We start from the raw sequence: 15353 nt of genomic DNA, 5'->3' as shown, positions 1-15353 counted from the left end.
TATCGTATAATTCCTTATAAAGAATTATAAGGGGTGAATATATGAAAAGGTATTTATTTTTTGTACTACTAGTATTAGCTGTAGAGATCGGTTTTTGGTGGGAGTATCCGCTATATTTAATACAAACCTTGTAAATACAATGTTTTATGGATCTTGTTTTTTTACTTTTTTTGCTTTTTTAATGAGTACAACTGGTGATGCACTATCAAAGAACTCTCAGGTAGCAGTTTTTGATACTTTATTAGGGTCTTACAAACCTCAACATGAAAAGATGACATTTACCATTAGTCCATTTTTAATAGGTTCCGTGCTATGCCTTGTAGTCTATTTTGTTTTATATTATTTAGGAGTTATCAGCTGAACTTTACAAGCCGGTTACGGTAAAAGTTAGTGATTCCTTCCTTATTAGTAACTTTTAATGTGGTTTTGGGAGGGATGGGAGGGACGCAGGTCTCAAAGAGCAGGGATGGAACCCTCGCCTTGCGATTTTAAGTGTATCGATGGTCTTAAAGAGCAGGGATGGAACCCTTCGCCTTGCGATTTTGAGTGTGTCGATGGTCTCAAAGAGCAGGGATGGAACCCTCGTCTTGCCAATTTGAGTGTATCGGTGGTCTCAAAGAGCAGGAATGGAACCCTCGTTACACCTTTTTGAGTGTGTCGATGGTCTCATAAAGTAGAATATAACCCTCGTCATGTCAATTTGAGAGTGGCGAAGGTTTTTCATTATGAGGAAAATAACCTCATAATGAAACAGCTGGTTCTAAAATCGTTATGGTATTAGCAACAGTATTAAGATTCACCATTACTCCTATTGGGATCGTTGTTTTGTAGTACCCGTGGCCAGTGGCGAGGTTTGTCATGAGAGGTTTACCTAGTGGCAGGAGCCATTCATTAATAAGGTCGTCATAGCTTTTCCCATAGGACACCGTACAATTGGTGCATTCTCCCATAATGATCCCTACACAATCATCAAACTTTCCAGCCAGGGATAGTTGGCTCAGGTAACGATAGATTGTATTTGAAGGGGTATTAATATCTTCAATAAAAAGTATTTTTCCTTTTGTATCTATTTCATAGGGCGTTCCAAGTGTATTAACAATGGAAGTTAAGTTCCCGCCCACAATGGGTGCACTTACATCGCCCGGAACCAAACTTCTCAAAATCATGCTAGGCGGATTGTTCAGTTGCCTAGGGGAGGTTATGGTAGAGACGGCCTCAAAAAACTGGTTGAAATTATATGTTGGTGTGTCCAATGTAAAATTAACAAGCATCAATCCATGAAAGGTTATGAGATTGCTAAATTGATATAAAGAGTTTAGCAGGACAGTTATATCACTGTAGCCAGATAGGATCTTAGGATTATTTCGTATCACATCGAAATCTAAATAAGGAAGAAGAGACTGTACACCAGTACCGCCTCTTGTAGGTAAGATAGCTTTTATGTCAGGGTTGATAAACATATTCATCAGGTCTTCGGCTCTTCTGGGAGCAGGAGAAGAAACGATTCCTTCAAAAGAGTATACATTTGTTCCGTATACAACGTTAAACCCCATGTCAATTAGAGTTTGGGCTCTTGTGTTAATTATATTTGCATCAAGAGGACTACCAGGCGAAATAAGCCCAATGGTATCCCCAGTTTGCAGCAATGGTGGCGAAATTGCCATATTCAAAGTCCCCCTGTGATCACATATTTAGAGATAGCTTTATTTAATATATGTTGGGGACTTTTCCTTTAGGATTGGTATCTTCAATTCTATTCTTTTTCTTCGATAGAAAACCCGATATATTCCAGTGCAGATTCCAGGTTCCGAACCTTTTTAGACGTTACCTCAGATAGCTGACCATGACCTGCTTCATATTTCGCGATTTCAGGTGTAATGCCTGTAAGAATAGTCTTAATTCCCATTAGCTGCAGAGAATTTACCAGGTCCGTTAATACTGTCGGAAACACTTCATCTACTATTACTAAACCTGATAAATCTAGGATAAAGTGATGGATTTGATGGTCTGCACCATAGTTTAATACCGTATCCAAAATTTTCTCTGCACGATGAAAATCAATGACACCTTGAATGGTTAGGATGGAAACGCCTTTTGTGATTGGAACAATGGGAACATTTAGATACGCCATATTATACTTGGTTTCATCAAGTTCAATGAGATGAGACAAGACCTCTGCCATTGACTTAAGGTAAGCAATATCTGCTTCACTGAATTCTTTTTCTTCTTTATCCATCACACAGAGAGTACCGAATACGTTGCCATACACATCTGTTAAGGTGACACCTAGAAAACCTTTAACTTCAAGATGAGAAGTAACTTCTAACTCACTTGTAATTAAATCTTTTGCTAAGTTTTCAGTATGCATCACATTTTCTTCATTTGTAATAATTAACTTGCAATAAGTTTCCCCATATTCCACAGCATATCCCTCAGGTATAATTTGTTCTTTTTCATTATAAGAACTAAGAACAGTCATTGCTGTTTTGCCTTTTCTTGTTACATAGGCTGTATTTACATCCAAGCGTTCACTTATACTTTTAAAGATCTTTTTGGATGCTATTTTTAAAGATGAAAAATCAGTAGTTGTTTGATTGTAATGACTTTGCATTTCATTTTTCCCCCTTAAGAAAAACCGCATAATATCTTTAATGGTAACAACATCCGCTAAATCTTGCAACAGACCTAGAGTGACTAACCTTCTCTGTTTTGTTTTCCGTTTAGTAGTGAAATTGCTATAATAGTGTTATATGCCATGAACGCTGGAGGGTAAATTGAATTTATATTGTACAAAACATAAGAAACAATTATCAGAGCGCTATGATTCGCTAAATAAAGAAATTGAAACCTATTGCGTCTATTGTAAGATAGAAAACAAGTACGAATCGCAGCATAACTTATCCAAAGAAGCGCGGAAAGACATTATCAAGAAACTAACATATCGAGGCTGGATGCTAATTGGTGGGTGTGTTCTTGTTGTTCTATTCACACCAATACCGCTGCCCTTGAAGCTTGTAGTATTACTGTTTCTAGTCATCTTTGTATTTAAAAAAATTATCGATCCGCTTCTAACACAACCACCTTCTCTAAAACCAGATTGGGAAGATATACGAGCAAAAGAACTCAATCAAAGCAGCATTCAAGCCAACCAGGTAGACAATGTGAAAAGGCAATGGAAGAAAGGATTTTTACAAGAACAAAAAGGCAGAAGCTGGACAGAGGAAGAATGGGATCTCTATCTTCAGCAGTACTATAAAAAAAAGTAAAAAAGGGACGTCCACCTATACAAGCACTGATTTCCTTTCATACGCTAAAAGAAAAGGGAGTGGCAAATATGGGATGTTTGATTCATAAGGTGATTATTGAAAATGTAAATGGTGGAGTAGTGAACTTTGGAAATATTTTTAAAGCAAGTCCCATTGCAGAAGAAACAGGGATTACTGGTTCCGGCAGTGGGAATGTAGGGGAATGCATCAAAACCTATACAAAAATTAGTAACGTTCATGTTTGTGGCAAAAAGAAGGTAGAGTTTAACGATGAAATAGGTGAGAGTATTGACTAAACATTTTACAATTGGCATGGCCGGACATATTGATCACGGAAAAACCACCTTAACGAAAGCATTAACTGGTGTCGACACAGATCGTCTTAAGGAAGAGAAGGAGCGGCAAATCTCTATAGAGTTAGGGTACGCTCCTTTATATCTTGAAGGATCTGATTCTGTCGCCTCTATTGTTGATGTTCCTGGACATGAACGGTTTATAAGACAAATGATTGCAGGGGTGTCGGGAATAGATCTCGTTATGCTGGTGATAGCTGCAGATGAAGGGGTCATGCCACAAACGAAGGAACATTTGGAAATCTTGAAATTTTTAAAAATACAAAAGGGTATCATTGTTATAACAAAAATGGATAAAGTAGATCCCGATATTTTAGAGCTCGCAAAAGAGGAAATATTGGACGAGCTCGAAGATAGTATCTTTCAGAATGCTCCAGTAGTTTTTGTAGATAGCATGAAGAATCAAGGCATGAAAGAATTGAAAAGAACGATCGAAAAAGAGCTAGATTCTCTAATGGAAAAACAGATTACAGGAAGTTTTCGTTTGCCTATTGATCAAGTTTTTACAATAACTGGTCAAGGTACTATAGTAAGAGGGACGATTGTAGAAGGTTTTCTTAGCAGTGGGGATACACTAGAAGTGCTGCCTGAAAAGAAAACTGTTAAAGTAAGACAGCTACAAGTTCATGGAAAACAAGTGGAATCTGCCTCTGCTGGTCAAAGGGTAGCAGTTAATATTCCAAACATCAAAAAGGAAGATATTCAACGAGGAGATGTTCTCGTTAAAGTGAATACATATGAAACCACTGATACAATCGATGTGGCTCTAAAATTTGTCGGAAACCTCCTAAGCCCTATAAAACAAAGGAGCCTCTTAAAAGTTCATACAGGCACTTCAGAGGTTCTCGGGAAAATCATCTTTTTTGATCGTAATGAAGTCTCCCCAAATGAAACGGGGGAAGTATTATGTCAGTTGCGTTTACAAGAACCGATTACCTGTAAAAGAGATGACAAGATTATTATCAGAAGACCATCACCTATTGAAACCATTGGTGGCGGCTGGGTTTTTCAAGCTAAAGGTAAGAAATACAAATTCGGTAAAGGTACAATCGACGCTCTTATGAATATGAAGCAAGGCTCTCCGGAGGAACGGGTGAATGAAATCTTCACTAAACAACAGATTATACCAGGAGAACAACTCCAAAGAGAAACCGGTTTAACTTTGTTGGAAACTAAAGCACTGAAAGAAGAAGGCATAATTACGATGATTAGAAACTATGATTATGCTCTTGTAAAGCAGTTAAAGGAAACGGAACAACGCATTGTTCTTCACTTGGAAGATTTTCACCATACATACTCACTTAGAATAGGAATAGCGAAAGCACAGCTATTATCCGAATTAATTAAGATAAGTTCAAAAGAGATACTTGACTATCTCCTCTTAAAATTAGAAGAAACCGGTAGAGTTGTGCGAGTGGAAAATATGATTTCTTTAAAGACTTTCAGCCCAGACTATCCAATACAGTGGAAAAAGAGGATGGAGCAGGTAGAACAATCTATACTGAAGGATAGACTCACACCTAAACCTTTTAAACAATATAGTGAGGAAGCTGGCTTGCCTGAAAAAGAAGCAGCCGATTTGCAATATTTTTTACTTAAGCAAAACAAAGTACTGCTACTTAATGAAAACTATTTGATTAATAAGGATGTATTTCAGGAGGCTGTATCAAGTTTGCGAGAAAAGATGGTGGAGGAGATGGAGCTTTCTGATATTAAGGATGCTCTCCAATTATCTAGAAAATATTTAATTCCTTTTGTAGAACTAATGGATCGCCAAGGAATAACCGAGCGGGATGGGACAAAACGAAAGTGGATAGTGACATAAAAAAAGCAGCCATTAAACGGCTGCTTTTTCATTTCTTAACATAAAGTAAAAAGTCGTCCAGACTTTTCACTTCCCCTATAATAGAAGCGGCTATATTTACATATGAAAGTTGATTCACATAATCCTCGGCTTCCTCATAAGGCATACTCACTAACAAGCCGCCGGATGTAATTGCGTCACATAAAACTAATTGCTGATCAAGTGTTATGGAAGGAGCATATTTCACTTTAGAGTCTATCCATTGGTGATTTGCTTTAGAGCCCCCAGGAATGATTCCCTTTTTAGCAAAGTCAAATGTCCCTGGCAAAACTGGTACACTACTCAAGCGAATATGTAAACTAACTTGGCTTCCATTAGCCATTTCACTTGCATGTCCCAATAACCCAAAGCCAGTAACGTCGGTTACAGCATTTGGGGAGAAGTTTTGTAAAACTTCTGATGAAACTTTGTTCAGTTCACTCATCGTAGCGGTAACAAGTTCAATCTGTTCTAAAGTTGCTTTCTCTCTTTTTATCGCTGTGGTAACAATTCCAACACCTATTGGTTTTGTAAGAACGAGAGCATCTCCTGGCTTTGCTCCAACGTTCTTCCATATTTTTTTTGGATGTACAAAGCCGGTCACCGATAAGCCGAATTTAGGTTCTTGGTCATCAATGGAATGTCCTCCTATAAGGACAGCACCTGCTTCTTTCACTTTGTCCATCGCACCAGTCAAGATCTGATTTAGTATGTCCGGCCCCAATTTCTTTATAGGGTAACCGACTATATTCAAAGTTGTTTTTGGTGTTCCACCCATAGCATAGACATCACTTAAGGCATTAGCCGCTGCTATCTGGCCGAACATATATGGATCGTCGACAACCGGTGTAAAGTAATCAACGGTTTGAATCAATGCAATCTCATCTGTTACTTTATAAACTCCCGCATCATCTGATGTGCTATATCCACCTAGGAGATTAGGGTCTTCCAAATTAGAAGGTAAATCACGCAAAACTTGCGCGAGGTCTTGTGGACCAAGTTTGCATCCTCAGCCAGCTTTTGTGGAAAGAGCAGTTAAACGGATTTTCTCTTGTTCACTCATGAATACCACCTCCTGAGCTTAAGTATAGTAGTATATCTTCACGTTTTCCAGTAATAAAATTCATACTTTTGCGAAAAATAAATAGTTGTATTACAATTAAGGTAAGGGTTTTCATACTCTACAGTAAAAAATGCTCAAGGAGGAATGTGAGATGAAAAATTTTAAAGTATCTGTTGAGTTTTGCATGCAGTGAAACTATTCACCAAAAGCCGCGAGTTTCGCGGAATCACTTTTTAATCATTTTCGAACTAATATCAGCTCCTTAGAACTTATACCAAGTTCAGGTGGTAAATTTGAAGTTATGGTAGATGGAGAAACGATTTACTCAAAAAAAGAAACAGGTGTTTTTCCTAAAGTTGAAAACATTATAGATGAAATGGAAAGCAAGTAGACCAAAAGAGGAGGGAGAACCCTTCTCTTTTTTGTGTTTTTCCATAGTTTTTCTTAGCATGCTATAATAACTCTATCAAGCATTGTAAGGAAAAGGTGAGTAAAATGAACGAAAAATTATTACGTGAGATTCCTCCTGTTCATGAATTGAAAAGGGACCATCATTTTCACTTAATAAGAAAACAATACGATATAAAGGAAGATATCCTTACCCATGCACTTCGAGAAACACTCGATGAACTTCGAACATCCATTCGAAATGGGGAGTGGAGTGGTACTGCACTTACCCCTTATATCTGGGAGACGCTATCAAAAAGAGTACATAAGAATAGTCAATATTCTCTAAAGAAAGTAATTAACGCGACAGGCACCATACTACACACTAACTTAGGAAGAGCAAGTCTTAGTAGGGAAGCGATCAACCGAGTAGTGGAAGTAGCTGGCGGCTACTCTAATCTGGAATATAATATTGATAAAGGTTCCCGTGGCTCTAGATATGATATTGTAGAATCCATCATAAAGGATGTAACAGGTGCAGAAGCAGCAATAGTTGTGAATAACAATGCTGCAGCAGTTTTTTTAGTTTTAAAAGCGTTAGCAAAAGAAAAAGAGGTAATTGTATCTCGCGGCCAACTTGTTGAAATTGGCGGTTCCTTTCGGATTTCCTCCATAATGGAAGAAAGCGGCGCAAAGCTTGTAGAGGTAGGAACGACGAACAAAACTCATCGGAAAGACTATGAAGAAGCAATTACCGAGCAAACTTCTATCTTGCTTAAAGTACATACAAGTAACTTTAAAACGATTGGATTTACTCAATCTGTTCCTACTACAGACCTTGTCTCCATTAGTGAAAACTATGAAAATTTAATTGTATATGAAGACTTAGGGAGTGGGGTATTTTATGATTTCACCCAACATGGAATCGGGGACGAGCCTGTTGTTCAAAAAGTTATAGAATCAGGTGTGGACCTCGTTTCCTTCAGCGGGGACAAATTACTTGGTGGACCACAAGCGGGTATTATTGCCGGAAAGAAGAAATTCATCGACAAACTTAAAAAGGATCAGTTGGCGAGAGTACTCCGTGTAGATAAAATGAGTTATGCTGCGCTTGAAGCAACATTACAAGCATATCAAAACGGCAAAGCTTTAAGTATACCTACTGTCAGAGATATCCTTCAAACAGAGGAAGAAATCAATCAAAAGGCCATGCATGTTTATACTGAAATAAGTAAAATAGAGGAGATAGAGGTTTCTGTAGATAAAGATTATTCTATGATTGGTGGCGGCACTATGCCAGATGTACTTTTATCTACTTATGTTATCAAAATTAAGCACAGCCTGTTATCCCCAAATGAATTGGCTGAGAAATTAAGAAAAGGGACATCGAGCATTATTGTACGAATTCACGAGAATGCTATTCTTCTCGATTTTCGAACAATCACACAAGAAGAAATCCCTCCTCTTTTAGATGCGTTAAAACTTGTTACATATCATGATTAGAATTATGTTTTTGACGAGTGTGGTTACGATTCTTCACTTTGTGAGAACCGCTTAACGGTTCAGGTTGACCAGGATTATTTCCTTTAGGTGCATTTTTCTTCATATCTTTATGGTCATTTTTGTTCATGGCTATCTCCTCCTTTACGTTTAGTTTCTGAAGAATCCTGAAGTTTATGCGGAGGCTTTTTAGAATAAATTTTTGTAAGAAGGGCAGTATAGGTAGAGCTATTATTACTTTTAAAAGGAGCGAACCTTATGCCGTACAATAAAGATAAACAGCAAGCGTTTCAAGCTGCACAGCAGGGAACAGAACAAGCACGTGATGTATATGAAGCAATTGTGAAAAATGATCCTGACTATGGACATGATTTTAAACGATTGGAAAACGAAGTGAATGAAGCGATGGAACAAATTAATAATGCGCTAGAGGTTGCTTCTGAAACACAGCGGCCACAGTTGATGCAATTTCAAGAAGATCTTCAGACTATCTTACAACAAGGGAATTTAAACGAATAAAGGCAAATTAATCAGGTATCTCGGGGACTGGTTGAATTCCCAGTTGCTCTTTGTTTCGGGTGTTCGCTTTCCGCGGGCCGGTGCGGGAGCCTCCTCGGTTTTGCCTGCGGGGTCTTCCGTCTACCGCTATCTCCCTCAGGAGTCTCTCACCTGCCACTCCAATCCAAAGGACTGAACTGCTAGGGTTTAAAGTAGATTAGATGTTACATGATGACTTTTTCTGTTGATCAAAATTCTCCCCATTGATGTTTGATGGGTGTTTTTTTGTGGGTAATAATTTTATGGATAGGACTTTGAAGTAATGGAATTCCTCTTAATAAAACATAGCCAATGATTTATTGGCTATGTTATTGAGTAAGCTTCAATCGTAGTGACTTAGAAGTTAAACAGCAAAATATTATTGATTCTTTTTTCTTTTTTTATTATTTTGTTTTTGTGCTTCTGTTAAGGGCTCATTTGAGTATTCTTCATTGTAGCCAGCACCAATGCCTTGCGCACTTGCAGCGTTCATGCCTGGTCGTACATGATTTGCTTTACGTTTTGCCATTAAAATCACCTCCATTTAATATCTTTTCCAGGAGTTAGATTTGCATTCATCCATGGATAATGATGAATATAAGTGAAACTTATGTGATTTGATAACTTTATTGATATTTACTTATGAAGAATGTTGTATTAAGATAGTGTCGTAAGGACTATTTGGTGAGTGAAATTAATCGAATTTTGTCTCTAAGAAAAACAATCGCAAACGCTTTCTCAAAGAAAGCCTGTTTTTCAATGCCTATTAATTGTTCATAGCGAGGTCCTATTAAACTATGAGTAGCAGGGGGAATACATATGACGAAAAAAGATGTTTTTAATGCACGAGCATCCTTTGATGTGAATGGCAAAACTTATCATTACTATAGTTTGCAAGCACTTGAAGATGCAAAACTAGGTGACGTTTCTCGTCTGCCTTATTCAATTAAAGTATTATTAGAATCAGTTCTACGTCAAGTAGATGGTCGAGTAATTACAAAAGAACACGTAGAAAATTTAGTAAAATGGGGAACAGATGGCCAAAAGGAAATCGATGTTCCGTTTAAACCTTCCCGTGTTATCCTTCAAGATTTCACTGGAGTGCCAGCTGTTGTTGACTTAGCTTCTTTACGTAAGGCAATGGCTGATATGGGTGGAGATCCAGATAAAATCAATCCTGAAATCCCAGTAGATCTTGTAATTGATCACTCTGTTCAAGTCGATAAAGCAGGTACATTTGATGCACTGGACTTTAACATGAAACTTGAGTTTGAACGTAATGCAGAGCGATACAAGTTCCTAAGCTGGGCAAGAAAATCAATCGACAACTATCGTGCTGTTCCACCAGCAACTGGAATTGTTCACCAGGTTAACCTGGAATATTTAGCGAACGTTGTCCATGCAGTGGAAGAAAACGGCGAAAACCTTGCATTCCCTGATACATTGGTAGGTACAGATTCACATACAACCATGATCAATGGTATTGGTGTACTTGGATGGGGTGTAGGAGGAATTGAAGCAGAAGCAGGAATGCTAGGTCAACCTTCTTATTTCCCTGTACCTGAAGTGGTAGGAGTGAAGTTGACTGGTACGCTTCCAAATGGCACAACTGCAACTGACTTAGCGCTTAAAGTAACTCAAGTATTGCGTAAGCATGGTGTTGTAGGTAAATTTGTAGAATTCTTTGGTCCTGGTGTATCTGAACTTCCACTTGCGGATCGTGCAACAATTGCCAACATGGCACCTGAATATGGAGCAACATGTGGGTTCTTCCCAGTTGACGATGAAGCACTTGACTATATGCGTCTAACAGGCCGTGAAGAGGATCAAATCAGACTAGTAGAGGCATATTGCAAAGCAAATGGATTGTTCTTTAGCCCAGACGCTGATCCGATCTATACAGATGTAGTAGATATCGACTTAGGAGAAATTGAACCAAACCTTTCCGGTCCAAAGCGTCCACAGGATCTTGTGCCGCTATCCATGATGCAGGAAACTTTTCACAAAGCACTAGCTGCACCTGAAGGAGCTCAAGGATACGGGTTAACTCCTACGGAAGTTAGTAAAGAAGTGGACATCACTTTAGCTTCTGGAGAAAAAACAACAATGAAAACAGGAGCAATTGCCATTGCTGCAATTACATCCTGTACGAACACATCAAACCCTTATGTGCTGGTTGCAGCTGGATTGGTTGCAAAAAAAGCGGTTGAGTTGGGATTAGATGTTCCTAGCTATGTAAAAACCTCTTTAGCACCAGGATCAAAAGTTGTAACTGGCTATCTTCAAGATTCCGGCTTACTTCCATACCTTGATAACTTAGGATTTAACATTGTAGGTTACGGTTGTACTACTTGTATCGGTAACTCTGGTCCATTAGCAGAAGAAATTGAAGAAGCTGTCGCGGCAAACGATTTACTTGTTACTTCTGTATTGTCTGGTAACCGTAACTTTGAGGGGCGTATCCATCCTCTAGTTAAAGGAAATTATCTCGCTTCACCACCTCTAGTAGTTGCATATGCTTTAGCTGGAACAGTAGATGTGGACCTTCAAAATGACGTGCTTGGTAAAGATAAAGATGGCAACGATGTATTCTTTAAAGACATCTGGCCTTCTATGGATGAAGTGAAAGAAGTAGTGAAAACGACTGTTACTCCTGAACTTTTCCGTAGAGAGTATGAGCATGTGTTTGATGACAATGAGCGTTGGAATGAAATCCAAACATCAGATGAAGCATTATATACATGGGATGACGATTCCACATACATCCAAAACCCTCCTTTCTTTGAAGGGTTAACACCAGAGGCAGGCTTAGTAGAGCCATTATCTGGGTTACGCGTTGTAGGGAAATTTGCTGACTCGGTTACAACCGACCACATTTCACCAGCCGGATCTATCGGAAAAGATACTCCTGCAGGTAAATATCTACAAGCAAATGGAGTACCACCTCGTGAATTTAACTCTTACGGTTCTAGACGTGGTAACCATGAAGTAATGATGCGTGGTACATTCGCAAATATTCGTATCCGTAATCAAATTGCTCCTGGTACAGAGGGTGGCTGGACAACATACTGGCCAACAGGCGATGTAATGTCAATCTACGATGCTTGTATGAGATACAAAGAAGACAGAACAGGCCTAATGGTAATTGCCGGTAAAGACTATGGAATGGGAAGCTCCCGTGACTGGGCAGCAAAAGGAACAAATCTACTTGGAATTAAAACAGTTATTGCAGAAAGCTTTGAAAGAATTCACCGTAGCAACCTTGTTCTAATGGGTGTTTTACCATTACAGTTCAAGGCTGGCGAAAGTGCCGAAGTTCTTGGCTTAACAGGTAAAGAAACGTTTGAAGTTCAAGTGGACGAAACTGTAAAACCACGTGACTTTGTTAAAGTCACGGCTACTGATGAAGAAGGAAACAAAACAACTTTTGAAGCCCTTGTTCGATTCGATAGCGAAGTAGAAATCGACTACTACCGTCATGGTGGTATTTTACGAATGGTATTACGTGACAAATTAAAAGTTTAATTAATATAATAAAAAAGCTGGTCTCCTCATATTTCTGGAGACCAGCTTTTCTATTTTGGTATTCTTAAATGTGTCTATGACAAGAATGATTAAAGCAGGGAGGCTCTCGCAAAATTACCAGCCAAGCTTAATATGCCAATTTATTTGAATGCAAATGTTAAAATATAGACACATCCACTTGAGAGAAACAATAAGAGTTATGATTAAATAGAAGTAAAAGAGGTCTACATAATTATGGATGCAATTCAATTAGGTCCCCTATTGTTGAAAAAATCAATACTTGTCCTTCTTTTTTCTTGTTTACTTGCATATCTATATATTGCCGTTTATTATCGAAAGCGACAGGATACTCTGAAAACGATAGAACACCATCTTGTATCGACGGCCTTGTTGTGGGTGCTCGTATTCAAATTTAGTATTTTGTTATTCAGGCCTTCCATTCTTTGGACCAATCCTTACGGGCTCTTGTTTTTTACTGGTGGAACAAAAGGGGTCTATTTAGCGAGTATTATGGCAATCCTATTTTTTTATTGGCAAGCGCACAAATCGAATCTAAATATAAAAACTACTACTATCCTCGTGGTCCCAGTTGTAGTCATTATTTTAACGAGTTATTATTTATTGATGTATTTACTGTAAAAGGGCGGAGATATATATGAAAAAAATACTGGCTATTATATTTTTACTTGGATTAAGCGGGTACGCAATTTTTCAGGTTTTTGCAGAAGATAATCCTCCTGTAGGAAATACGGCAGGGGAAATGGCGAGAGATTTTGATTTAGTAACCTTGGATGGAGAAAGTGTGAAGCTTTCTGATTATAGAGGTAAGAAAGTTATCTTGAACTTTTGGGCTACATGGTGTGGACCGTGTCGTGCAGAAATGCCTGAAATGCAGGAGTTTTCCGAAAGCAACAAAGAAGAAGTTGTCGTATTAGCACTGAACCTTACCAGTCAAGAAAGCAGTATTGATACCGTTAGGGAATATGTAGAAGAAGGGGGCTATACCTTTCCGATAATATTGGACGAAGATGGTTTTTTTCGCAATTATGAAGTTATGACAATGCCAACTACGTTTTTTATTGACTCAGAGGGGCTCATTTCCTATCGTCATCTTGGACCAATGACCTATGAGTTGATGGAAGAACAAGTGAAGAAGATGAATTAACCTACGATTTTGCACATTATAGGTTAGTTTAAAATTAAAATACAATATAGTAGCACACAAAAAGCTTGGGTATACTCCAAGCTTTTTGTCTATATCTCCCCAAATCTAAGCTTCCCCCATATTATTTTGTAATCTTTCCAATTGTGTTCCTATCATTCAAACTATGGAAGAACAATTTATCATTAGATTCAGTTACACCAGTTAATTCAGTATATGAACCATATTGATCTTGTAAATCAGCTAAAATACCCCCTGATTCATTAATAGAAATGACATGAGAGTATGCACTACCTTTTTGCAGAATGACAGCGTTTATGTCAAGGTGCTATTTAGTGTGCTAGGTAAATTTTTCTTCATAAAACAGAATGTTAAAATTTCCACCTATAATGCCCAGTAATAGGGGACTTAAAGGAGGTGAGCTTAACTTCTGCAGCAAAGGGATAGGTGTTGTGAATTACATAGGGTGTCCCGTCTTTAGCTCTTTTGTCTGAAACAATTCCTATGTGGTCTAAATCGCCGCCCAAAAACACAATAATATCACCCGGTTGCCATCTCTTCAAATTCTCTAGATCATCTTTAACGAATTTTGTAGTTAATGAAAGTGCATGTCTTTTAAGAAAAACATCTTGATTTGGAACACGTCTGAAATCAATGTTGGGATCTGGTTTCACTCCAACTCTTGGATAAAGTTTTGTGTTTTCTGCAATGTCTTTATCCATTAGATCTTTTAAATTAATATTGGCACCTATAAGCCCCCGCCATATAACATCTGTACATACACCTTCATCATCTGGTGGATAGCCTCCGGCATAGTAGGTGCTTTTATATGTTGTACGCTGAGCCACTTCTACTCTTGCAGCTTCAACGATGTCTATTGGGTCAGGTATTCCGTTATTATTAGCATCGGTTAGTGAGTAGTCGTCTGGTACTTCCACCGCTTTAATAAAAGGGGTATCTAGATGTATTCCGATATGATCAAGTATGATTCCGTCCCTGAAAAATAAAAGGAAGGTCAAAAAACAACCGCTTAGTACAAGGAAAAAGAAACTCAGTTTTTTCTTCAATACAATCACCTCGTTAAAATACTAACTATTCTTATAATTATCATACCATAAGATTAAATTTACCAGTTTATTTGTCTGAAAATTCGGCAACAAAGTATATAAGGGAAGGATTTTTTAAAAGAAGTTTTAAAAATAACAATTTATTTTTCTTGATTTGTCGGAAAGTTATCATAATTTTAAAGTATTTTGGACATTAATACTATTACAATAATAAGTGAGAAGGTGATAATATGAGAAGAATACGTAAACGTTCATTTGAAGAGCTTGTACTGGAAAACAAAGAGCTTCTTATGAAAGACGAAGATGCACTTCGAAAAATCGAAGACCGCTTAGAACAGAAAATGTTAAATAAAGCCGAATAACTTTCAAATATTTCTTGTTATGAAATTCCCTCCACTTTGAAATAGTAAAGGTAGGAGGGATGTTTTTATGAGTAATCCAAAAAAAGACAGCAAGCACTTTGTACCAAGCCATTTAGGCACTCAACCTCGTCAAGCTGGGGGAAATAAAGGAAAACAAATGCAAGATACTTCAGGTAAACATGCACAAGTGATTCAAACGAAGGGCGAGTAATGTCCATGTTTTTCTAGTTATCTAAACGCTTAACCTGTACACAATAAAGTTGTAGTACTTTGATAGAACAAGGGAGG

Annotated in this window: 16 protein-coding genes and 1 pseudogene; 11 read left to right on the top strand and 6 right to left on the bottom strand. The window is 37.9% G+C overall.

The window, feature by feature from the left end:
- Positions 1-740: 740 nt before the first annotated feature.
- Together K9B36_RS00815 and K9B36_RS00810 are read right to left on the bottom strand one after the other, a co-directional pair.
- Positions 741-1664 (bottom strand): S66 peptidase family protein, encoded by a 924-nt coding sequence (locus tag K9B36_RS00815; protein ID WP_223700051.1) that lies wholly within the window; start codon positions 1662-1664, stop codon positions 741-743.
- An 89-nt stretch (positions 1665-1753) separates the two neighbouring features.
- Positions 1754-2611, bottom strand: coding sequence for an STAS domain-containing protein (locus tag K9B36_RS00810; protein ID WP_223700050.1), 858 nt, complete (start codon positions 2609-2611; stop codon positions 1754-1756).
- 163 nt (positions 2612-2774) lie between these two features.
- On the opposite strand from K9B36_RS00810, the gene K9B36_RS00805 reads away from it, so the two are divergent.
- The 3 genes from K9B36_RS00805 (at position 2775) to selB (ending at position 5444) form a co-directional block, all read left to right on the top strand.
- On the top strand, positions 2775-3266 hold the full coding sequence (locus K9B36_RS00805; RefSeq protein ID WP_223700048.1) for a hypothetical protein: 492 nt from the start codon (positions 2775-2777) through the stop codon (positions 3264-3266).
- A 68-nt stretch (positions 3267-3334) separates the two neighbouring features.
- Positions 3335-3562 (top strand): spore germination protein, encoded by a 228-nt coding sequence (locus K9B36_RS00800; protein WP_223700047.1) that lies wholly within the window; start codon positions 3335-3337, stop codon positions 3560-3562.
- Positions 3546-5444 (top strand): selenocysteine-specific translation elongation factor, encoded by a 1899-nt coding sequence (gene selB / locus K9B36_RS00795; protein ID WP_223700046.1) that lies wholly within the window; start codon positions 3546-3548, stop codon positions 5442-5444. Before K9B36_RS00800 ends, selB begins: the two co-directional genes overlap by 17 nt.
- 28 nt (positions 5445-5472) lie before the next feature.
- On the opposite strand, the gene selD is transcribed toward selB, so the two are convergent.
- Positions 5473-6525 carry a selenide, water dikinase SelD gene (gene selD, locus K9B36_RS00790; protein ID WP_223700045.1) on the bottom strand — a complete coding sequence of 351 codons (1053 nt, stop codon included), beginning with the start codon at positions 6523-6525 and terminating at the stop codon, positions 5473-5475.
- 205 nt (positions 6526-6730) lie between these two features.
- Here selD and K9B36_RS00785 point away from each other — a divergent pair.
- A pseudogene (locus K9B36_RS00785) lies at positions 6731-6916 on the top strand (Rdx family protein); the annotation flags it as partial.
- Between the two features lie 104 nt (positions 6917-7020).
- Positions 7021-8415 (top strand): L-seryl-tRNA(Sec) selenium transferase, encoded by a 1395-nt coding sequence (gene selA, locus K9B36_RS00780; protein WP_223700044.1) that lies wholly within the window; start codon positions 7021-7023, stop codon positions 8413-8415.
- Here the strand turns inward: selA and K9B36_RS00775 are convergent.
- Entirely contained in the window at positions 8399-8542 is a 144-nt protein-coding gene (locus K9B36_RS00775) for a small acid-soluble spore protein P (protein ID WP_223700043.1), read from the bottom strand. The genes selA and K9B36_RS00775 overlap by 17 nt on opposite strands.
- 128 nt (positions 8543-8670) lie before the next feature.
- Between K9B36_RS00775 and K9B36_RS00770 the strand changes: the two genes are divergently transcribed.
- The gene (locus K9B36_RS00770) at positions 8671-8931 is read left to right on the top strand and encodes a hypothetical protein (protein ID WP_223700042.1); all 261 of its coding nucleotides are present in this window, start codon (positions 8671-8673) and stop codon (positions 8929-8931) included.
- Between the two features lie 397 nt (positions 8932-9328).
- Here K9B36_RS00770 and sspO read toward each other — a convergent pair whose 3' ends face one another.
- A complete protein-coding gene (gene sspO, locus K9B36_RS00765; protein ID WP_223700041.1) occupies positions 9329-9478 on the bottom strand; it encodes a small acid-soluble spore protein O in 150 nt (49 codons plus the stop codon).
- Between the two features lie 290 nt (positions 9479-9768).
- On the opposite strand from sspO, the gene acnA reads away from it, so the two are divergent.
- The 3 genes from acnA (at position 9769) to K9B36_RS00750 (ending at position 13639) form a co-directional block, all read left to right on the top strand.
- Entirely contained in the window at positions 9769-12474 is a 2706-nt protein-coding gene (gene acnA, locus K9B36_RS00760; RefSeq protein ID WP_223700040.1) for an aconitate hydratase AcnA, read from the top strand.
- 234 nt (positions 12475-12708) lie between these two features.
- Positions 12709-13113 carry a hypothetical protein gene (locus tag K9B36_RS00755; protein WP_223700039.1) on the top strand — a complete coding sequence of 135 codons (405 nt, stop codon included), beginning with the start codon at positions 12709-12711 and terminating at the stop codon, positions 13111-13113.
- A gap of 16 nt (positions 13114-13129) precedes the next feature.
- Positions 13130-13639, top strand: a complete 510-nt coding sequence (locus K9B36_RS00750) for a TlpA disulfide reductase family protein (RefSeq protein ID WP_223700038.1) — start codon at positions 13130-13132, stop codon at positions 13637-13639.
- 368 nt (positions 13640-14007) lie between these two features.
- Here the strand turns inward: K9B36_RS00750 and K9B36_RS00745 are convergent, their stop codons facing one another.
- Positions 14008-14712 carry a DUF1287 domain-containing protein gene (locus tag K9B36_RS00745; protein WP_223700037.1) on the bottom strand — a complete coding sequence of 235 codons (705 nt, stop codon included), beginning with the start codon at positions 14710-14712 and terminating at the stop codon, positions 14008-14010.
- Between the two features lie 221 nt (positions 14713-14933).
- Between K9B36_RS00745 and K9B36_RS00740 the strand changes: the two genes are divergently transcribed.
- A complete protein-coding gene (locus K9B36_RS00740) occupies positions 14934-15065 on the top strand; it encodes an FbpB family small basic protein (RefSeq protein WP_223700036.1) in 132 nt (43 codons plus the stop codon).
- Positions 15066-15132: 67 nt separating this feature from the next.
- A complete protein-coding gene (locus K9B36_RS00735) occupies positions 15133-15276 on the top strand; it encodes an acid-soluble spore protein N (RefSeq protein WP_223700035.1) in 144 nt (47 codons plus the stop codon).
- Positions 15277-15353: the final 77 nt, after the last annotated feature.

Source organism: Sutcliffiella deserti, from assembly GCF_020037475.1.
Lineage (GTDB): Bacteria > Bacillota > Bacilli > Bacillales > Bacillaceae_I > Sutcliffiella_A > Sutcliffiella_A deserti.
This window is presented reverse-complemented; position numbering and strand designations above follow the sequence as displayed.